The following is a 19,106-nucleotide window of genomic DNA, read 5'->3' as shown; positions in this document are numbered from 1 at the left end:
AGTAGCGTCTGACTCGTGGAGGCAGCGCAGCCTGAGCAGCAGGTCGACCTGAGCCAGGTGGAGTTCGAGGAACTGGTCCGGGAGGTCCGGGACCGGATGCACGGCGCCCTCGACCAGCAGGCGAGGCTGCAGCTCCTGCTGGACGCGGTCGTCACCATCTCGGCCGACCTGAGCCTCGACGGCGTGCTGTCCCGGATCGTCGCCATCGCGAGCCGTCTGGTCGATGCGCAGTACGCCGCCCTCGGGGTGCTGAGTGCGGGTCGCCAGCGCCGGTTGCGGACCTTCATCCACCACGGCATCTCGGGTGAGCTCGCCGCGGAGATCGGTGACCTGCCCACCGGACACGGCCTTCTCGGCCTGATCATCGACCGTCCCGAGCCGCTTCGACTGCACGACATCGCCGAGCACTCCGCGTCGTACGGATTCCCCGAGCATCACCCGCCGATGAGCTCCTTCCTCGGTGTCCCGGTCCGCATCCGCGACCGTGTCTTCGGCAACCTCTACCTGACTGAGAAGGTGGGTGGCGGCGACTTCACGATCCAGGACGAGGAGGTCGTCGTCGCCCTGGCGGCTGCTGCGGGTGTCGCGATCGAGAACGCCCGGCTCTACGAGGAGACCACGACCCGCGAGACGTGGGCACTGGCGACCGCAGCCCTCGGACCCGCGCTGGCGGACCCGGACCCGGCGGAGGACCCGGTGGCCGACCTCGTGGCGCAGGCGCGCGATCTCGCCGGGGCCGATGCGGCCTGGGTCGAGGCCAGCTCCGAGGACGGGCAGCAACTGCGGCTCGCCCACAGTGGGGCCGAAGGTGCCGGCGGCGAGGGGCCGGTGCTCACCGTCCCGTTCACCCCGTCGGCCGAGACGAGCGGCACGTTGTCGCTGGCGTGGTCACCGCAGCATGAGGACCGCTACTACGCCCTCGACGAGAAGCTCGTCGCGGCCTTCGCCGAGCAGGCCGCACTGTCTCTGCAGCTTGCCGAGGCTCGGGAGGACCAGCGGCGACTAGCGGTGTTCGAGGACCGCGACCGGATCGGCCGTGACCTGCACGACCTGGTCATCCAGCGCCTCTTCGCCGTCGGGCTGGGGCTCGAGGGTGCGACTCGCCTGGTTCAGCGTCCGGAGGTCGCGGCACGGATCGAGCAGGCGGTCGACGACCTCGACTCCACCATCAAGGACATCCGCCGCGCGATCTTCGGCCTCAGCTCGCTCGAGTCGGCCGGCGACGTCCAGGCCGAGGTCACGCGGCTGGTGGACCGCGCCGCGGCCACCTTGAAGTTCCGGCCGTCGCTCAGTTTCGAGGGCCCGGTGCGCACACTCGTCCCGGATGAGGTGGTCCCGGACCTGCTCGCGGTCCTGGCTGAGGGGCTCTCCAACGCGAGTCGGCATGCCGAGGCGACGGCGGTGCAGGTGGTGCTCGAGGCCGGCGACCAGGTCGTGCTCACGGTGCGTGACAACGGCCGGGGCATGTCCGGTGCAGTGGCCGAGAGCGGGCTGGCCAACATCCGGACCCGTGCGGTGCAGCGGGGCGGGGCTCTGACCGTGGATTCCGGTGTGGCGGGCGGCACGGCACTGATCTGGTCCGTTCCGACGCGCGGGAACGTCGGTCGGCCCTGACAGTGCGTGCCCCGCTCCCGGAGTCCGCACGCTCGGTCGGGCCACGCCAGCGCGGCCCGGGACACATGATGGTGAGCGGCCCAGGACGGTCTCCCTCCCTTCAGGACAGCACGGCACCCAGCGCGAGTGCGGCGGTACCCAACACGAGCAGGATCCCGACCAGGGGGAGGACGAACCGCAGGTACTGGTCGTAGCGAACCTTCGCTAGTGCGAGGCCGCCCATCACGACCGCAGAGGTCGGAGTGATCAGGTTGACCAGGCCCGAGGCGGACTGGAACGCGGTCACGACGATCGATCGCTGCACCCCGGCGAAGTCCGCGAGCGGAGCGAGGATCGGCATCGCCAGGGCGGCGTGACCGGACGTGGACGGCACCAGGAAGGCGAGCGGCACGTTGATCAGGAACATGACAGCGCCGAAGACACCCGACGAGGTCCCGCTGACGGTGTTCTCCATCGCATGCAGCACCGTGCCGGTGATCTCGGTGTTGTTCATGATCACGGTGACGCCGCGAGCCAGGACGATGATCAGGCCGACCCCGACGAAGTCGCCGGCGCCGCGGGTGAGGGCCTCGCTGACGCCGTGCTCACCGAGGCCGCCGACGATCCCGACCACGAGGGACATGACGAGGAACAGGGCGGCGAGTTCGGGGAAGTACCAGTCGAGCTGCCAGGCGAAACTGGATGCGTCCGGGCCGTGGATCACCTGTGCCCACGGCACGATCGCGAAGATCATGAAGGCGAACGTCGCCGCGACGATGAGGAGCACCAGCTTCTGGCGTGCGGTCAGGCGCGGGACGTCCCGTAGGCCGTGTCCGCGGAGCTCGTCGTCGCCGGCCACCGGACCGACGAGCGAGCGTGAGGCGTCCGCCTTGACCCGCCGCGCGTAGCGGGTCACCCACCAGATCGCGATCGGGACCAGGACCAGGTACATCAGGAACCGGAATCCGATCCCGTCGCCGATCGAGATGTCCGCCGCGTCGGAAGCGACACCGGTGGCGAACGGGTTGACGGTCGAGGCGAGCACGCCGATGCCGGCGCCGACGAGGATGGTCGCTGCGGCGACCATCCGGTCGTAGCCGAGGGCCAGCATCAAGGGAATCAGGAGCGCGTAGAAGCCGAGGGTCTCCTCGGCCATGCCCTCGGTGGTGCCGCCGATCGAGAACAGGATCATGAGCACTGCGATGAGCGCGGTTCCTCGCCCGCTCATGCGCTGAGCGACCCGGGCGACACCGTCGTCGATCGCGCCGGTGCGCATGGCCATGGTGATGAACACGCCGATCGCCAGCACGAAGAGGAAGACGCCAGCGGCGCCGTACAGCTCACCGGACTCGTAGGGCCCGATCTTCCCGTCGGAGTTGAGGATGCCGTACAGCCCGTTGACCGGGGCCATGAAGAGGTCCATGAGCCGATCGCCGAAGGACAGGCCGCTGTCGGAGGTGGCGTAGCTGCCGGGGATCGGTCGCCCGCTGCCGGAGTCCGTCTGATACGTGCCGGACGGGATCACGAAGGCGAGCAGCCACACCGCGATCGTGACGCCGAAGAGAACGGCGAAGGCGCTGGGGAAGTGGAAGCTGCGACGTGTCGGCGCGGCGTCGCCGTCGGGTGGTGGAGCGGTCGGTCGCTCCGCACGATGGGTAGTGCTCATGGCGGGTACCTCCTGTGAGATCCGTGTCCGCACCACGGAAGCACCGCAGCAACATCACCGTGATCGGTCGATGTGCCCGCGACATCGGGACCTAGGACCCCTCCGCCCCGGGGGCCGAACCACGAAGGATCGGGCCAGGAGACGAGAGAGGAATCCCCCCATGAACCTGCACGTCGATTCCGAGGTGGGCACGCTGCGCCAGGCGATCTTGCACCGGCCGGGGCTGGAGTTGATGCGCCTGACTCCCACCAACAAGGACGCCTACCTGTTCGACGACGTGCTGTGGGTCAAGCACGCCAAGCAGGAGCACGACGCGTTCGCCGAGGTGCTGCGCGACCAGGGCGTCGCGGTGCACCTGCTCGACCGGCTGCTCGCCGAGACCATGGAGATCCCGGAGGCGCGGCGACACGTGCTCGACCAGACGTTCGACGAGCGATCCTACGGACCTGTTGCGGCCGACGCGCTGCACCATCTCGGTTCCGCGCTTCCGGCCACGGAACTGGCCACGCTGCTCATCGGCGGTCTCACCAAGCGGGAACTGCTCGAGCACATCGAGGAGCCGCGATCGGTCGCGGTGCAGACGATGGCCGCGGATGACTTCGTCATCGCGCCTCTGCCCAACCACTTGTTCACCCGCGACACCTCGGCGTGGGTGTACGACGGCGTCTCGGTCAATGCGATGCGCAAGCGTGCCCGCGCTCGCGAGACGGTCCACTACGAGGCGATCTACCGTTGGCACCCGGAGTTCGCCGAGACCGGCTTTCGGTGGTGGGCCGACGGCTCGGCCGGAGCTCCGGCCACGACCGAGGGCGGCGACGTCCTGGTGCTGGGCCGCGGCTCGGTCCTGGTCGGGATGAGCGAGCGGACGACACCGCAGGGCGTCGAGCGGATGGCCCGCCGGATCTTCGACGCCGGCCGGGCGGAGCGCATCGTGGCACTCGTGATGCCGCAGAAGCGGGCATTCATGCACCTGGACACGGTGATGACGATGGTCGACGAGGAGACCTTCACCCAGTACGCGGGGCTCGGCTCGCTGCCGGCGTACACGATCGAGCCGGGTGACACCGAGAAGGAGCTCACGGTGACCGCGCACGCTCCCGAGGAGATGCACTCCGCCATCGCCGCGGCGCTCGGGCTCGACCGGATCCGTGTGCTCACACCGAGCCAGGACGTGCGCTCGGCGGAGCGGGAGCAGTGGGACGACGGGTGCAACGTGCTCGCGGTCCGGCCCGGTGTGGTGGTCGCCTATGAGCGCAACGTCACCACGAACACCCACCTGCGCAAGAACGGTATCGAGGTGATCACGATCGAGGGCAACGAGCTGGGCCGCGGTCGCGGCGGACCGCGGTGCATGACCTGTCCGATCGAGCGCGAGGGGATCTGAGCGTGATGGCGTCGCCGTTGCGCAATCGGTCGTTCGTCAAGGAGCTCGACCACACCCCCGAGGAGTGGCGCTACCTCCTCGACCTGGCCGCGACCTTGAAGGCGGCCAAACGGGCAGGGACGGAGCGGCCGCGCCTGGGGGGCAAGAACATCGCGTTGATCTTCGAGAAGACCTCGACCCGAACCCGGTGCGCGTTCGAGGTGGCCGCCCGCGACCAGGGCGCCGGCGTGACCTACCTGGATCCGACCGGCTCACAGATCGGCCACAAGGAGTCGATGGCCGACACCGCGCGCGTCCTGGGCCGGATGTACGACGGCATCGAGTACCGCGGGTCACGCCAGGCCGACATCGAGGTCCTTGCCGACCGGTCCGGCGTCCCGGTCTGGAACGGGCTCACCGACGAGTGGCACCCGACCCAGGCGCTGTGCGACATGCTGACGATGCGTGAGCACGGTCGGAAGCCGGACCAGGAGATGGCCTTCGCCTACCTCGGCGATGCCCGCAACAACGTGGGGAACTCTCTGCTCGTCGCGGGGGCGATGATGGGGATGGACGTCCGCATCATCGCGCCACGCGCCCTGTGGCCCTCTGACGACGTCGTGGCGCAGGCGCGCAGCCTCGCCGGGGGGACAGGCGCGCGGCTGCGTCTGACTGAGGACGTCGGCGAGGGCGTCGTCGGCGTCGACTTCCTCTACACCGACGTCTGGCTCTCCATGGGAGAGTCGAAGGAGCGCTGGCCCGAGCGGATAGCGCTGCTGCGCGACTACCGGGTCGACGCCGAGGTCGTGGCGGCAACGGGCAACCCGACCGTGCGGTTCATGCACTGCCTGCCTGCGTTCCATGACCGGCACACGCGTGTCGGTGAGGAGATCTACCAGCAGACCGGACTGACCGCGCTCGAGGTCACCGACGATGTCTTCGAGTCACGCCACTCCATCGTGTTCGACCAGGCAGAGAACCGGATGCACACCATCAAGGCCGTCCTGGTCGCGACGCTGGGGGACTGAGATGCGCATCGTCGTCGCCCTCGGTGGCAATGCCCTGCTGAAGCGGGGCGAGCGGCCCGACGCCGACATCCAGGAGGCCAACGTACGTCGGGCGGTGGCTGCCCTGGCCCCCCTCGCGGCCCAGCACGAACTGGTGATCACCCACGGCAACGGTCCACAGGTCGGGGTGCTCGCCCTGCAGAGCGCCTCGGACCCGAGGCTGACCACGCCGTACCCGTTCGACGTGCTGGGTGCACAGACCCAGGGGATGATCGGCTACTGGCTGCTCCAGGCGCTGCAGAACCGGCTGCCGGGCCGTCCCGTGGCCGCCATCGTGAACCAGACCCTCGTCTCCGCTGTCGACCCGGCCTTCGGGAACCCGACGAAGTTCGTCGGCGAGGTCTACGACGAGGCCGAGGCGCGGCGCCTGGCGACCGAGCGCGGCTGGACCGTCCGCCCGGATGTCGGCGGGTGGCGGCGGGTGGTCGGCTCACCGCGCCCGGAGCGAGTCGTGGAGACGCCGGTCATCCGGTCGCTGCTGCAGCTCGGCGTCGTGGTCGTCTGCGCGGGCGGTGGCGGGGTTCCCGTCGTCCGAGACGAGGTCGGCCAGCTCCAGGGGGTCGAGGCCGTCGTCGACAAGGACCTCACCAGTGCCGTACTCGCCGAGGCCCTGGACGCCGACGCCTTGCTGGTCCTCACCGACGTGCCTGCTGTCATGCGCGGGTTCGGATCGCCGGACCAGACTGCCATCCACCGGGAGACCCCGGCCGGGCTTCGTGCGCTCGCCCTTCCTGCGGGGTCGATGGGGCCCAAAGTCGAGGCCGTGTGCCGCTTCGTCGAGCTCACCGGGGGTGTGGCCGCGATCGGTGCGCTCGAGAACGTGGCGGCGATCCTTGCCGGAACGTCGGGCACGGTCGTCACGCCGTCGGGCCGCTATGACGGGACCGCGGCGCCGGGAGTGACACCGTGACCGGCACGGTGCGCGCGCCGACGACGGGCGACCTCGCGACCGGCCTCGACGATCGACAGGTCGAGGAGAGCCGCCGCGTCCACGGCGCGAACGTCGTGCCCCCTCCCCGACGCAGCCCTGCGTGGCGGCTGCTGGCCGACCAGATGACTCATCTCCTCGCGGTCCTCCTCTGGGTCGCGGCCGGCCTCGCGGTGATCGCGGGAATGCCCGAACTGGGCGTGGCGATCTCCCTGATCGTCGTGCTGAACGCGCTGTTCGCGTTCTGGCAGGAGTTCCACGCCGACCGCTCCACCGAGCGTCTGCGCGCGCTGCTGCCCGCCCGCGCGCTGGTCGTCCGCTCGGGCCGCCAGACCTCGGTCGACGTCGCCGACCTCGTGGTCGACGACATCGTCCTGGTGGAGGCCGGCGACCGGGTCGGAGCCGACCTGCAGGTGCTCTCCGCGGAAGGACTCACCCTCGACGAGTCCCTGATGACGGGAGAGAGCGCCGCGGTCCCGCACGATCTCGGGGACAGGCTCATGTCCGGCACCTTCGTCACGCAGGGACGCGCCCGGGCCCGGGTGGTGGCCGTCGGTCCCGCCACCACGCTCGCCGGGATCTCGCGGCTCTCGGAGACCGCCCGTCGTCCTCCCAGTCCGCTCACGGTGCAGCTGCGGAAGGTCGTTCGGGTGGTGGCGGTCATCGCGTTCGCCGTCGGCCTCAGCCTCGGTCTCGGCTCGCTCGCTCTCGGACTGGACGCGACCCAGGCATTCCTCTTCGGTGTGGGCGTCTCCGTGGCGCTGGTGCCGGAGGGGCTGCTGCCGACGGTCACCCTCTCGCTCGCGCGCGGTGCCCAGCGGATGGCCGGCGAGCAAGCCCTGGTGCGACGCCTCGACGCCGTGGAGACGCTGGGAGCCACCACCTTCATCTGCACCGACAAGACCGGCACCATCACCCAGAATCGCATGAACGTCGTTACGGTCGTCACGCCGTCCGGACGACATGACATCGCGGGCGACGGCTACGCGCCCACCGCGGCGGTGACCGGTACCGGCGATCCGACCGCCTTGCGCCGGGCAGCCCTGACCGCCCTGCGCTGCGTCACGGGGCGCGTCAGGGAGCGAGGCGGTGTCTGGTCGCCCGTCGGTGACCCGATGGAAGCCGCGCTGCACGCTCTGGCCCTGCGCGTCGGCGCGCCTGTCGAGAGCGTGGTTGCCCGGCGGCCCTACACGGCCGAGCGGATGGTGAGCTCGGCGTGGTACGACGGTCAGGTCGCCGTCCTGGGGGCGCCCGAGGCGGTGCTCACCCGCTGCCAGGGCGTCCCCGACGGCATCCGCGCCGCGCTGGCCGAGCTCACCGACATCGGCCTGCGTGTCGTCGCCGTCGCCGGCCGTCCCGGGAGCGAGGACGCGGGAGAAGCGAATGAGCATGAGCTGACCTTCGTCGGGTTGCTCGGCCTCCAGGACCCACCGCGTCTCGACGTCGCAGAGGCTCTGGGGCAGTGCCGCCGGGCCGGGATCCGGGTCGCCATGCTCACGGGCGACCATCCACGTACGGCCCAGGCCATCGCGCGCCAGGTCGGTCTGCTGCGGGACGGGGGCGTGGTCGTCGAGGGCAGGGACCTGCCTCAGGACGACCGGGAGCTCGCGGTCCTGCTCGATGTGGAGCCGGGTGCCGTCGTCGCCCGGGTGGCGCCTGCCGACAAGCTCAGGATCGCCCGGGTGTTGCGGGAGCAGGGACACGTGGTCGCGATGACCGGAGACGGCGTGAACGACGCGCCGGCGCTGCGCACCGCGGACGTCGGCGTCGCGATGGGAGCCAGCGGCAGCGACGTGGCGCGGGAGGCATCCGACCTGGTCCTCCTCGACGACCACTTCGCGACCATCGTCACCGCCGTCGAGCTGGGCCGGGCGACGACGCAGAACGTCCGCCGCTTCCTCACTTTCCACCTCACCGACAACGTCGCCGAGTTGGCTCCGTTCGCCGCTTGGGCGCTCAGCGGCGGCACCTTCCCGCTTGCGATCGGCGTGCTCCAGGTACTGGCTCTCGACATCGGTACCGACATGCTTCCGGCCCTGGCCCTCGGCGCCGAACCGGGGCGGGCCGATGTGATGCGTGGACGGCGCAGGCGCACCCTGATCGACCGCGCCCTCGCCGTCCGGGCGTTCCTCGTGCTCGGTCTGACGGAGGCGGCCCTGACGCTCGCCGCCTTCACCACCGTGCTGCTGACGCACGGCTGGCGGTGGGGAGACGCCCCCGAAGCGCCGACGCTCGCCCTCGCGTCCGGCACCGCCTTCGCCGTGATCGCCGGCACCCAGGTGGCCAACGCCTTCGCCTGCCGCAGCACCCGCCTCCCCGTCTGGAGCATCGACCTACGGGGGAACCGGCTGGTGCTCGCGGCTGTCGGCGCCGAGGTGCTCCTTCTGCTGGCCTTCCTCGGGGTGCCGCCGGTCGCCGACCTGCTCGGCGGCAGCTTCCCCGATGTCGGAGGCTGGGGCCTCGTCCTCGCGTCGGCGGGTGTGCTGCTCCTGGTCGACGGTCTGGCCAAGACGCCGCGCAGGACCAAGGTCCCCGCGGCCACAGGCGTGAGGACCCTGCTCGTGACGGGTCCCGACGGTGAGGCTCGAAGTGACCCTGAGGAGGAACCATGACCACCAGCTCGCCACGCCCGGTCGTCGTCGGGCACGACGGCACCTACGGCAGCAGCGGGGCCCTGCGCTTCGCAGTCGCGGAGGCGCGCAGCAGCGCGGCCTCCCTGCGCATCGTGCATGCCATGCCGCTGCAGACCTCGGCGTTCCTGGACCTCCCCGTCCTCCCCGAGGAGCTGGAGGCCGAGCGTGAGCAGGTCGAAGCGACGCTGCGTGCCGAGGTCTCGCGGCTGGTCGACGACATCGAGGTGCAGGTCGTGTCCTGCCATGGCGCTCCGGCCTCGGTGCTGCTGGACGCGGCCCAGGACGCGCGGCTCCTCGTCATCGGCCGAGAGCACCGGACCGGACTGCGCCGATTCCTCGGCGGCGCCACCACGGAAGACGTCGCGGCGCACGCCGCGGCGCCCGTGGCGGTCGTACCCGAGGGCTGGCGAGGCGATCACGCGACTCGGCAGCGGGTCGTGGTCGCGCTGAAGGCGCCTGCCCACAGCACCGAGCTCCTCGGCGCGGCCTTCCGGCGTGCCGAGCAGTCGGCGGCCTCCCTACGCGTCGTGCACGCCTGGGAGCCGGACGACCGGATCGCCGGCAGTCGCCCCGACGGCTGGACTCCCCGCTCCCTGCTGGTGGAACGGGCCGTGGCGTCGATCGAGGAGCTGCTCCGGCCTTGGCGGCGGGCCTATCCCAACGTGGCCGTGAACGTCGAGGTGCACGTGGGCGACCCGCGCACCGACCTCCTCGAGGAGTCCGCTGCTGCCGATCTGATGGTCCTGCTCCGAGGCGAGGCGCCGGTCTTCGGGCCCCACCTGGGCGGTGTACTGCGTCCCGTGCTCCACGCCGCGGACTGTCCGGTCCTCCTGGTGCCCGCCACGGACGGGGAGTTGCCACCTCTCGACCTCGAGCTGGAGCGCGCCGGCACCCTGCTGCGATGACCGAGCCGGTCGATCGGTTCTTCGAAGGGGACCGGACGGCGCGCCGTATCCACGACCGCCTGTACCCTGAGCTCACCGCGGTCGATGGCGTCGAGGTACGGGTCAGCCGTTCCCAGGTCGCCTACCGGCTCGGACGGACGTTCGCGATCGAGTGGCGCCCCAGCCGCTCTCTGCGTTCCGACGTGCCACTGGTGCTCTCGCTGCCGCTTCGGGAGCGGCTGGCGTCGCCACGCTTCAAGCAGGTCGTTCAGGTCGCTCCCGGCTCCTGGATGCACCACCTCGAGCTTCGTTCACCGGCCGAGGCCGACGACGAGGTCGAGCGTTGGATCGGTCTCGCCAGGGACCAGGCTCAGGACCGGCGGCGCTGACGGCGCCCGAGATCCCGTCGGGCTAGGGGCACGAGCACCGCGAGCGCGGGGACGACCCAGAACAGGAAGCCCCAACCGAACAGCACCAGGAGCAGCTGGAAGGCGATCACGCCCGCCCAACCCACGCGGGCAGCGCGACCTCCGACGAGCAGGCACACGCCGAGGACGATCTCGCCTGCCATGAGAAGCAGCCCGTAGAGCTCGGGGTGAACCATCACGACGTCGGCCCAACCGTCGCGGACGAACGGCAGGAACGCACCGTCGGCGAACGGACGGTAGAACTCCGGATCGGCGACGACGATGCCGAGGTGGACGCCGCCCGTCACCAGGAAGAAGGCACCGACGGCGGATCGTCCCAGCGACCCCGTCCGTCGGTCACGGAGCGCCTGCCTCATGACCCTGCCTGGCCCTCGCGAAGGATGCGCCGGCTGGCGCGCACGGCGGGCACGGCGAACGCGACGCTCGCGATGCTGGTGATCGCCAGCGTCGCCACCGAGGCGTTCGGGTCGCGACGGACGATCATCACCGCGGCCATCGCGGCGACTGCGATGGAGACCAGGGTGAACCAGGACACGACACTGATCCAGGCGGGCCCAGCCGACGGCCGGCCCAGGCCCACGGCGACGGCTGCTGCCACGGTGGCCGGAACGACGACGCCCAGGTCCAGGAGCACGATCGTCCAGTAGAACGCGGGCGCCTCGGCGTATTCGGCCGGGATCGACCTCCCGCTGACCGCGCCAGCGAGAACCGGCAGGTAGCGGGTGACGACGAAGGCCGCCAGGACGAGCAGCCAGGCAATCCGCGCGGGCTGGATGCGGCCGGCGCTCCACGGAGGCGTGACCGCGACCGCGCGACGCCAGGACCACACGCACGTGGCGCCGGCGAGGGTCGCGATCGTCAGGTGCAGCAGGATCGTCGGCGAGTAAGTGAGTCGCGCCGGCCCGACCACGTACTGCACGAACATGTAGGCGGTGCAGCCGGTCGGCCCGACGGCGAGGGCCGGCGCCCCGGGTCGGGCGTGGAGGGAAAGCACAGCGGCCGTGACGATCGCCGGCACGACGAGCAGCAGGGTCACCAACTCAAGACCGAGCAGTTGGTTGAGCAGCGAGTCCGACAGCGGATATGCGAGCACGTCGATCCCCAGCGGGCCGAGCGCGCTATTGGTGACGAGGGCGGCGGCGAGCACCAGGAGAGAGAGGCCGAGGGCCCGGCCGGAGCGGCGATCCGCCGGGTGCGGTGGCGACGCGGGCACAGCGAGGCGCCGGACGCTGTTCATGCCTCCGCTCCTTCGCTCGTCCTCACCTCAGGGTCGAGCAGCCGGCGGTGCAGCTCCTGCGTCAGCACGTGGATCTCTCGGGTGAGCTCGGTGTTGGTCTTCAGCTCGAGTTCCTGCTCGACGAAGTCGTGGTCCGCCTTCGCCTGCTGGACCTCGGCCTGACGGTTCTGACCGATCATCACGAAGGTCGACAAGAAGATGGCCTCGAGCGAGACCACCAGTGTGAGAGTCGGCCAGGGGCTGTGCTCGACGGCCAACATCCAGACGGCGAACACCACCGTGTGGATCCACACGAACGGCATCGACCCGGCGAGCGCGGTGATCGCGTCCGCCAGCCGTGCCTGCCAGTCCTCTGCCCGGCGCTGGAAGTAGCGCTCGACACCGGGATGGCGCGCGATGCCGGGGCCGCGGTGGACCGGGGCGGAAGGTCGGTGCATGCCTCCGACGCTAGGAGGCTGTCGTCGTGACGGGCAGGGACCGAGTATTCCCTGCCGGCGGGCATTTGGTCCTGGCGGACGGGGCGGTTCGCCCCTCACCTGGACCGGTTGTCGGGGGGATGGTCGGAACGTCAGGACCGCCACGACGAGAAGGAGCACGGCGATGATGTGGGACGACGGGCACTACTACTTCGGCTGGCCCGGGATGCTGCTGGTGATGGTGGTGTCCTGGGGCCTGGTGGGCGCCGCGGTCTACCTCGGCGCCCGGTGGCTCGGGCGGGACCGGGCGTCCTCCGATCCGCTAGCGATCCTCGACGAGCGCCTCGCTCGTGGTGAGATCGACGTCGAGGAGTACACCCGGCTCTGGGAGGCGATCACGGACCGCCGTCCGGTGGTGCGGCCCCGATGACCTGCTGGTCTGGGGACCTTCGGCCCTGCACCGCGCCTGGTCGGTCCGGCGACGATCCTCGCGTGAACAGTTACGTGTACTCGTTCGACGCACCCGGCAACCCCGATCGTGACCTGCTGGGCGGCAAGGGGGCCGAGTTGGCCCGCTTGGTGCAGCTCGGTCTGCCGGTCCCGCCGGGCTTCACCGTCACCACTGCCGCCTGCCGGCAGGTGCTCGAGCAGGGATGCCGACCGGCCGGGATGGCGGGCGACCTCGCGCACCACCTCGCCCTCCTCGAGGAGCGGACCGGACTCGCCCTCGGAGGCGTGGAACGCCCCCTGCTGCTCGCGGTCCGCTCGGGGCCAGCCAGCTCGATGCCGGGCCTGATGGACACGGTCCTCGACATCGGCCTCAACGACGAGACCGTCGTGGCGCTGGCGCGCGTCTCCGGGGACGAGCGGTTCGCGTGGGACTGCTACCGGCGGCTCGTGCAGATGTTCGGGGAGACCGTGCTCGGCGTTCCGGCCGCGAGCTTCGCCGAGCTCACCGAGACCTTGCTGGCCGACCGCGGCGCCACGGGTATCCCCGCACTGGGCGCCGAGGGGCTCCGCGAGCTCGTCGAGCGCGGCAAGACGCTGTGCGAGGTGGTTGCTGGCCGTAGCCTTCCCCAGGACCCGCGCAAGCAGCTGGACCTCGCCATCGACGCCGTGTTCGCCTCCTGGCAGGGCGAACGCGCCCGCCTCTACCGCCGCAGGTTCGGCATCCCGGAGCACCTCGGGACCGCCGTCAACGTCCAGGCCATGGTGTTCGGCAATCGGGGCGCCACCTCGGGCAGCGGTGTGGCCTTCACCCGGGACCCTGTCACGGGCGAGCTCGGTGACTACGGCGAGTACCTCACGGACGCCCAGGGCGAGGATGTCGTCTCCGGCGCTCGGACCGCGGTGCCGCTCGCGCGGCTCAGGGACATCGACCTGCCGTCGTACCGGCAGCTCCGGTCGATCATGTGCGCCCTCGAACATCACTACCGCGACCTGTGTGACATCGAGTTCACCATCGAGGACGGCCGACTCTGGATCCTGCAGACCAGGGTCGGCAAGCGCAGCCCTGCCGCGGCCTTCCGGATCGCGGCCGATCTGGTCGAGGAGGGGATGATCACCGAGGACGAGGCACTCGTGCGCGTCACCGGTGACCAGCTCACGCAGCTGATGTTCCCCCAGCTCGACGAGAGATCGGCCGGACGGGCGGTCGCGGTCGGGCTCGCGGCCTCGCCGGGAGCGGCAGTCGGCAGAGTCGTCCTCGACGGCGCCACCGCGGTCGCCCTCGCCACACGTGGCGAGGACGTGGTCCTGGTCCGCCCCGAGACGCGCGCTGACGACGTGCCGGGCATGGTCGCCGCCCGGGCGGTGATCACGGCCCGCGGCGGTCGGACCTCCCACGCCGCCATCGTCGCGCGCGGCATGGGTCTTCCCGCCGTATGTGGTGTGGAGGGCCTCGGGATCGACATGGACACCCGCCGGGTGAGCCTGAACGGCCAGCGGTTGTTCGCCGAGGGTGATGTGATCACGGTGGACGGCGGGAGTGGAAAGGTCCACCACGGACACCACCGCACCGTGCCGTCGGACGTGACCCGGTGGCTCGACGGGGAGGCCGTCGAGTCTCCGCTCGTGGCGTCCGTGTCCCGGCTCCTGGCGCATGCCGATCGGACCCGTCGGGTCGGAGTCCGCGCCAACGCTGACTCGGGACGCGACATCGCCCGGGCCCTGCGCTACGGCGCCGAGGGCGTGGGCCTGGTCCGCACCGAGCGGATGTTCCTCGGCGATCGCAGGACCTACGTCGAGCGCGTCCTGATCGACAGTGACAGTGAGCGGGAGGCGGCGCTTCGCGAGCTGACCGCGCTCCAGCGCGAGAGTTTCGCCGTGCTCCTCGCCGCGGCCGACGGTCGCCCCGTGACGATCCGCCTGCTGGATGCTCCGGCGCACGAGTTCCTGCCGGACCTCACCGACCTCGCGGTGCGGGCCGAGAGTGCTGCCGCCCGCGGCTGCCCGGACGAGTCACTGCAGGCCAGACTGGCCGCCGTACGACGCCACCACGAAGCGAACCCGATGACCGGGTTGCGCGGCGTCCGGTTGGCGATCGTGCGGCCCGAGCTGGTCGTCGCCCAGGCGACGGCAGCATTCGAGGCTGCGGCGGAACTGCGTGAGCGCGGCCGGCCGTTCGACCTCGAGCTGATGGTGCCGATGGTGAGCTCCGCGGCGGAGCTCTCCGTGGTCGCCGCCTCGGTCGCGCGGGCCGCAGAGGACGTCGCGGCTCGCCGCGACCGCGTCCCCTATCGCCTCGGTGCCATGGTCGAGACCCCGCGGGCCGCGGTCACGGCCGCCCGGATCGCCGAGGTGTCCGACTTCCTGTCGCTGGGCACGAACGACCTGACCCAGCTGACCTGGGGACTGTCGCGCGATGACGCCGAGCGCTCGATCCTCCCGCGCTACCTCGACGAGGGACTGTTGCGGGTCTCGCCGTTCGCCACCATCGACCAGGAGGGTGTCGGCGATCTGGCCGCATGCGCGGTCGACGGTGCCAGGAGCACTCGCCCGAGCATCCCGGTCGGCGTCTGCGGGGAGCACGCCGGAGACCCGGCCTCGATCGGGTTCCTCGCCGGTATCGGCGCGACCTACCTGTCGTGCTCGCCGTTCCGCGTGCCCGTCGCCCGCTTGGAGGCCGGCCGCGCGGCGGTCCTGGCGGAGGGGTGTCCACCGGACCGGTTCGACGAGCTGGACCTCCCGTTCCTGGCGGCGGTCGGGTGATCGCGGTGCTGGTGAAGGACATCATGAACGCGCAACCGGTCACGGTGCGCGCCGATCAGCCGATCAGCGCCGCGGCACGCGTCCTTGCGCGCCACGCCGTCACCGCACTGCCCGTGGTCGATGGCGACGCGCGGATCGTCGGGGTGATCAGCGAGGCCGATGTGATCGCCCGGACCTGCCTGACGGACCCGGTCGGCGATGCGATGAGCCGGGTCGTCGCGCTTGTGCACCCGGAGACGGACGTCACCGAGCTGCGGGCCGTCCTGACCCGCACCGCGGTGAAGAGCCTGCCGGTCGTGGACGCCGCCGATCAGGTCGTCGGCGTCGTGAGCCGCAGCGACCTGGTCCGCGCCTTCGCGCACGACGACGAGAGGCTCGAGGAGGACGTCGCCGACGCCCTCGCGCACGCCCGGGTGCCGGGGTGCCGCGTGAGCGTCCGCAACGGCATCGTGTACCTCACCGGCCCCGTCGCCGCCGACGCACCCCTCCTGGCAGCCGCACTCGACGCGGTCGCGGCCACCCCGGGCGTGGTCGCCGTGCGGAGGGGGTGAGGACGATGACCCGTCTCGAGGAGCTGGACGTCGCGGTGTGCGAGCGGCTACTGCGCCGCGGCGTGTTCGGCCGGATCGTGCTCGTGGCGAACGGTCGACCCGAGATCATTCCGGTCAACTACACCACCCATGACGACGCGGCCTGGATCCGCACCTCGCCAGGTTCGCTCCTGGATCGGTACGCCGACGGGAAGCCGCTGCTTCTGGAGGTGGACCATGTCGACCACGAGCGCAGTCACGGCTGGTCGGTGATCGCACGCGGTCGCGGCGAGCGCGTGCCCGAGCTCGAGCGCACGGACGCGGAACGACGGATCCCGGGCCCACCGCGCTGGGTGCGACGCGAGGACGAGTTGTGGATCCAGCTGCGCTGGGAGGAGCTCACCGGGCGTCGTACCGGACCGGGCTGGGACCTGACCGCAGGACTCCCCGTGGACAGGATCGGGCGATGACCTCGGCCGAGGTCCTGCTCAGCGACGGCGGCCTGGCACAGATCCGGCCGCTGGAGAGCCGGGACGGACCGGGTGTGCACGCGCTCCATGAGCGTGCGTCCGACGACGCACTGCGGCTGCGGTTCTTCAGCGGCGGCTCGCGGACAGCCCGGATCTACGTCGACAGGGTTCTCGACTCACCGGACACGATGGCTCTCGTCGCACTCATGGGCGAGCGAGTGGTCGCTCTCGCGACCGCCGAACCCGTCGACACCGAGACCTGCGAGGTAGCCTTCCTGGTCGCCGACGATCTCGCCGGGCACGGCCTCGGCACCCTCCTCCTCGAGCACCTGGCGGCACGCGCTCGGGATCAAGGGATCCGGCGATTCACCGCCCTCGTGCTCTCGGACAACCACCGGATGCTCGATGTCTTCGCCCGTGCCGGGTTCCTGGTCTCGCGCACCAGCAGGCGGGGAGAGTGCGAGCTCAGCATGGATACTGCTGTCACTCCGGAGGTTCAGGAGGCCGTCGACCTGCGTGAGTTCCTCTCGGAGGCCCGCTCGCTGCACCCCTTGCTGGCGCCACGCTCGGTCGCCGTCTACGGTGTTCGGCGCGACGGCACCGGCATCGGCGCGGCCGTCCTGGCCGCGGTCCGCCGGGACGGATTCACCGGTGACGTCGTGGCGATCCACCCTCGCGCCGAGGCGATCGGCGAGGTGCCGGCCCGCCGCCGCCTGGGCGAGGGCGCGCCGGTGGATCTCGCGGTCATCGCAGTGCCGGTCGCGGACGTCCTCGATGCGCTCGAGGACGCGATCGCCGGTGGAGCACGCGGCGCCGTGGTCATCTCGGCGGGGTTCGGCGAGATGGGCACCGAGGGGGCGCGCCTCCAGCGGGAACTGGGACGCACCGCCCGCCGCCACGGCGTCCGGCTCGTCGGCCCCAACTGTCTCGGCGTGCTCGACAACGCGACCGACGTGCGGCTCAACGCGACCTTCGGCCTGCGGGCGCCACAGCCGGGCAGCCTGGCGGTCGCCAGCCAGTCCGGTGGCGTCGGCATCGCCCTCATGGACCTGCTCGCCCGCGAAGGTGTCGGTGTCCGCGCCTTCATCTCGCTCGGCAACAAGGTCGACGTGTCGGGCAACGACCTTCTCGCGGCCTGGTACGACGACCCCGAGGTCACCTGTGCGGCGCTCTACCTCGAGTCCTTCGGGAACGCACGCAAGTTCGCGCGCTTCGCGCGACGCTTCTCGCAACGCAAGCCGCTGGTCGCCGTAGTCGGCGGCCGGTCCGCCGGTGGTCGTCGGGCAGGCTCCTCACACACCGCGGCAGCCGCGACTCCTGTGGTCGGCGTGGCGGCGCTCCTCGCGCAGAGCGGGGTGATCGCGTGCCGCGACGCCGAGGAGTTGGCCGACACCGTGACGGTGCTGACCCGCGAGCCGCTCCCGGGCGGCAACCGGCTCGGGGTGCTGAGCAACGCCGGCGGACTGGGTGTCCTGGCGGCCGACGCGGCGCAGGACGCCGGGCTCGAGGTCGCTGCGTTCTCTCCGTCCCTGCGAGCGGAGGTCGGCGCGTTGGTCTCGCAGACCGCCGGGTCGACGAACCCCGTCGACGCCGGAGCCGGCGCGGATGCCGGCCGGCTGGCTGCGATCGCCGACGTCGTCTTGGCCTCGGACGAGGTCGATGCGCTGCTCGTGGTCCTGGTCGCGACCGACACGAACGACGTGACGGGAGCCCTCGACGCACTCGCCGACGTACGACGCCGGTACCCGGAGCGATCGGTGGTCGCGGTCGGGCTCGGGGCGGGCGAGGACGGACCGCGCTCCGGGATCACAACGCTGCGGTCGAGCGCCGCAGCCGTCGCCGCCCTCGGCCGGGCTTCGTCCTACGCGGCGTGGCGACGTGCCGTCGTCCCACCGCCGCCCGTCCCGGACCCGGTTCGTGCGCGGCAGGCGCGGGACGAGGCGATCTACCTGCTCGCGCGGACCGGTCCCGAGGGTTGGGTCGTCCCGGGCGATGCGGCGGCGCTGCTGCACCGCTACGGCCTCGAGTCCGTGGGTCTCGTCGCGGCGGTCGCGGACGCACCGCGGGCCGCCGAGCGGATCGGCTTCCCGGTCGCGGTCAAGGTCGCGAGCGCCGACGTGGTCCACCGCACCGAACGGAGGCTGGTGGCCACGGGACTGACGTCCGCGCCGGACGTGGCCCTCGCCGCCAGCGACCTGGAACGTCGCGTGGGCCGACCTTGTGCGGTGTTGGTGCAGCCGATGGTGTCCGGGGTCGAGATGGCGCTCGGCATGGTTCGCGACCCCGTCCTCGGGCCTCTCGTGATGGTGGCACCGGGAGGTGTCGCCACAGACCTGGCCGACGATCGCGCGTTCCTGCTCCCGCCGTTCGGCTCCGGCGAGTTCCAGCGGGTCCTCCACACCCTGCGCACGTGGCCTCTCCTCGACGGCTTCCGGGGCGCGGCGCGGGTGGATGTCGAGGCGTTCGCAGATGCCGCGTCGGCAGTCGGGCAGCTCGCTGTCGACGTGCCCGAGATCGCGGAGCTGGACCTCAACCCGGTGGTGGTCGCCGAGGACGGGATCCACCTCGTCGACGTCAAGATGCGCCTGGCGGCGGGAGAGTCGCTGGACGAGCCGCGCCAGCTGCGCCGGACGTGACGGCACGATGACCTCCGCCTCGGGGACCAAGGTCCCTGTCGAGGC

At 71.3% G+C, this 19,106-nt stretch carries 16 protein-coding genes; 12 read left to right on the top strand and 4 right to left on the bottom strand.

Going from position 1 to position 19,106, the window contains the following annotated elements:
* Positions 1-15: 15 nt before the first annotated feature.
* On the top strand, positions 16-1,614 hold the full coding sequence (locus QJ852_18315; protein ID WGX95106.1) for a GAF domain-containing protein: 1,599 nt from the start codon (positions 16-18) through the stop codon (positions 1,612-1,614).
* 100 nt (positions 1,615-1,714) lie between these two features.
* Here the strand turns inward: QJ852_18315 and QJ852_18310 are convergent, their stop codons facing one another.
* Positions 1,715-3,259 carry a YfcC family protein gene (locus QJ852_18310; protein ID WGX95105.1) on the bottom strand — a complete coding sequence of 515 codons (1,545 nt, stop codon included), beginning with the start codon at positions 3,257-3,259 and terminating at the stop codon, positions 1,715-1,717.
* A gap of 160 nt (positions 3,260-3,419) precedes the next feature.
* Here QJ852_18310 and QJ852_18305 point away from each other — a divergent pair, with 160 nt between their 5' ends.
* From QJ852_18305 to QJ852_18280, 6 genes are read left to right on the top strand one after another with little or no spacing between them, the layout of a single operon-like run.
* Positions 3,420-4,643: an arginine deiminase gene (locus QJ852_18305; protein ID WGX95104.1), complete on the top strand. Its 1,224-nt coding sequence runs from the start codon at positions 3,420-3,422 to the stop codon at positions 4,641-4,643.
* 5 nt (positions 4,644-4,648) lie between these two features.
* A complete protein-coding gene (argF, locus tag QJ852_18300) occupies positions 4,649-5,650 on the top strand; it encodes an ornithine carbamoyltransferase (protein WGX95103.1) in 1,002 nt (333 codons plus the stop codon).
* Position 5,651: 1 nt separating this feature from the next.
* On the top strand, positions 5,652-6,599 hold the full coding sequence (locus QJ852_18295; GenBank protein ID WGX95102.1) for a carbamate kinase: 948 nt from the start codon (positions 5,652-5,654) through the stop codon (positions 6,597-6,599).
* A complete protein-coding gene (locus QJ852_18290) occupies positions 6,596-9,229 on the top strand; it encodes a cation-transporting P-type ATPase (GenBank protein WGX95101.1) in 2,634 nt (877 codons plus the stop codon). The genes QJ852_18295 and QJ852_18290 overlap by 4 nt, the downstream gene beginning before the upstream one ends.
* Complete coding sequence (locus QJ852_18285) at positions 9,226-10,155, top strand: universal stress protein (GenBank protein ID WGX95100.1); 930 nt, start codon at positions 9,226-9,228, stop codon at positions 10,153-10,155. Before QJ852_18290 ends, QJ852_18285 begins: the two co-directional genes overlap by 4 nt.
* Positions 10,152-10,523 carry a DUF5655 domain-containing protein gene (locus tag QJ852_18280; protein ID WGX95099.1) on the top strand — a complete coding sequence of 124 codons (372 nt, stop codon included), beginning with the start codon at positions 10,152-10,154 and terminating at the stop codon, positions 10,521-10,523. Before QJ852_18285 ends, QJ852_18280 begins: the two co-directional genes overlap by 4 nt.
* Here the strand turns inward: QJ852_18280 and QJ852_18275 are convergent.
* From QJ852_18275 to QJ852_18265, 3 genes are read right to left on the bottom strand one after another with little or no spacing between them, the layout of a single operon-like run.
* On the bottom strand, positions 10,505-10,918 hold the full coding sequence (locus QJ852_18275; protein WGX95098.1) for a hypothetical protein: 414 nt from the start codon (positions 10,916-10,918) through the stop codon (positions 10,505-10,507). The genes QJ852_18280 and QJ852_18275 overlap by 19 nt on opposite strands.
* Positions 10,915-11,799, bottom strand: a complete 885-nt coding sequence (locus QJ852_18270; protein WGX95097.1) for a hypothetical protein — start codon at positions 11,797-11,799, stop codon at positions 10,915-10,917. The genes QJ852_18275 and QJ852_18270 overlap by 4 nt, the downstream gene beginning before the upstream one ends.
* Positions 11,796-12,236, bottom strand: coding sequence for a DUF1003 domain-containing protein (locus tag QJ852_18265; GenBank protein WGX95096.1), 441 nt, complete (start codon positions 12,234-12,236; stop codon positions 11,796-11,798). Before QJ852_18265 ends, QJ852_18270 begins: the two co-directional genes overlap by 4 nt.
* A gap of 163 nt (positions 12,237-12,399) precedes the next feature.
* Here QJ852_18265 and QJ852_18260 point away from each other — a divergent pair, with 163 nt between their 5' ends.
* The 5 genes from QJ852_18260 (at position 12,400) to QJ852_18240 (ending at position 19,061) form a co-directional block, all read left to right on the top strand.
* Positions 12,400-12,645 (top strand): SHOCT domain-containing protein, encoded by a 246-nt coding sequence (locus QJ852_18260; protein ID WGX95095.1) that lies wholly within the window; start codon positions 12,400-12,402, stop codon positions 12,643-12,645.
* A gap of 62 nt (positions 12,646-12,707) precedes the next feature.
* The gene (gene ppdK / locus QJ852_18255; protein WGX95094.1) at positions 12,708-15,425 is read left to right on the top strand and encodes a pyruvate, phosphate dikinase; all 2,718 of its coding nucleotides are present in this window, start codon (positions 12,708-12,710) and stop codon (positions 15,423-15,425) included.
* 23 nt (positions 15,426-15,448) lie between these two features.
* The gene (locus QJ852_18250) at positions 15,449-15,976 is read left to right on the top strand and encodes a CBS domain-containing protein (protein ID WGX95093.1); all 528 of its coding nucleotides are present in this window, start codon (positions 15,449-15,451) and stop codon (positions 15,974-15,976) included.
* 5 nt (positions 15,977-15,981) lie between these two features.
* Positions 15,982-16,425: a pyridoxamine 5'-phosphate oxidase family protein gene (locus QJ852_18245; GenBank protein WGX95092.1), complete on the top strand. Its 444-nt coding sequence runs from the start codon at positions 15,982-15,984 to the stop codon at positions 16,423-16,425.
* Positions 16,422-19,061, top strand: a complete 2,640-nt coding sequence (locus QJ852_18240; protein WGX95091.1) for a GNAT family N-acetyltransferase — start codon at positions 16,422-16,424, stop codon at positions 19,059-19,061. The genes QJ852_18245 and QJ852_18240 overlap by 4 nt, the downstream gene beginning before the upstream one ends.
* The last annotated feature ends 45 nt before the right edge of the window (positions 19,062-19,106 follow it).

The organism is Nocardioides sp. L-11A, from assembly GCA_029961745.1.
Lineage (GTDB): Bacteria > Actinomycetota > Actinomycetes > Propionibacteriales > Nocardioidaceae > Nocardioides.
Note: the sequence above shows the minus strand (reverse complement) of the source record. Positions and strands in the feature narration are given on the sequence as shown.

Bases quoted from the DNA above. Each gene is read 5' to 3' on its own strand.
- QJ852_18310 (WGX95105.1), bottom strand. From the start codon at position 3,259: ATGAGCACTACCCATCGTGCGGAGCGACCGACCGCTCCACCACCCGAC.
- QJ852_18305 (WGX95104.1), top strand. From the start codon at position 3,420: ATGAACCTGCACGTCGATTCCGAGGTGGGCACGCTGCGCCAGGCGATC.
- argF (WGX95103.1), top strand. From the start codon at position 4,649: ATGGCGTCGCCGTTGCGCAATCGGTCGTTCGTCAAGGAGCTCGACCAC.
- QJ852_18295 (WGX95102.1), top strand. From the start codon at position 5,652: ATGCGCATCGTCGTCGCCCTCGGTGGCAATGCCCTGCTGAAGCGGGGC.
- QJ852_18285 (WGX95100.1), top strand. From the start codon at position 9,226: ATGACCACCAGCTCGCCACGCCCGGTCGTCGTCGGGCACGACGGCACC.
- QJ852_18280 (WGX95099.1), top strand. From the start codon at position 10,152: ATGACCGAGCCGGTCGATCGGTTCTTCGAAGGGGACCGGACGGCGCGC.
- QJ852_18275 (WGX95098.1), bottom strand. From the start codon at position 10,918: ATGAGGCAGGCGCTCCGTGACCGACGGACGGGGTCGCTGGGACGATCC.
- QJ852_18270 (WGX95097.1), bottom strand. From the start codon at position 11,799: ATGAACAGCGTCCGGCGCCTCGCTGTGCCCGCGTCGCCACCGCACCCG.
- QJ852_18265 (WGX95096.1), bottom strand. From the start codon at position 12,236: ATGCACCGACCTTCCGCCCCGGTCCACCGCGGCCCCGGCATCGCGCGC.
- QJ852_18260 (WGX95095.1), top strand. From the start codon at position 12,400: ATGATGTGGGACGACGGGCACTACTACTTCGGCTGGCCCGGGATGCTG.
- QJ852_18250 (WGX95093.1), top strand. From the start codon at position 15,449: ATGAACGCGCAACCGGTCACGGTGCGCGCCGATCAGCCGATCAGCGCC.
- QJ852_18245 (WGX95092.1), top strand. From the start codon at position 15,982: ATGACCCGTCTCGAGGAGCTGGACGTCGCGGTGTGCGAGCGGCTACTG.
- QJ852_18240 (WGX95091.1), top strand. From the start codon at position 16,422: ATGACCTCGGCCGAGGTCCTGCTCAGCGACGGCGGCCTGGCACAGATC.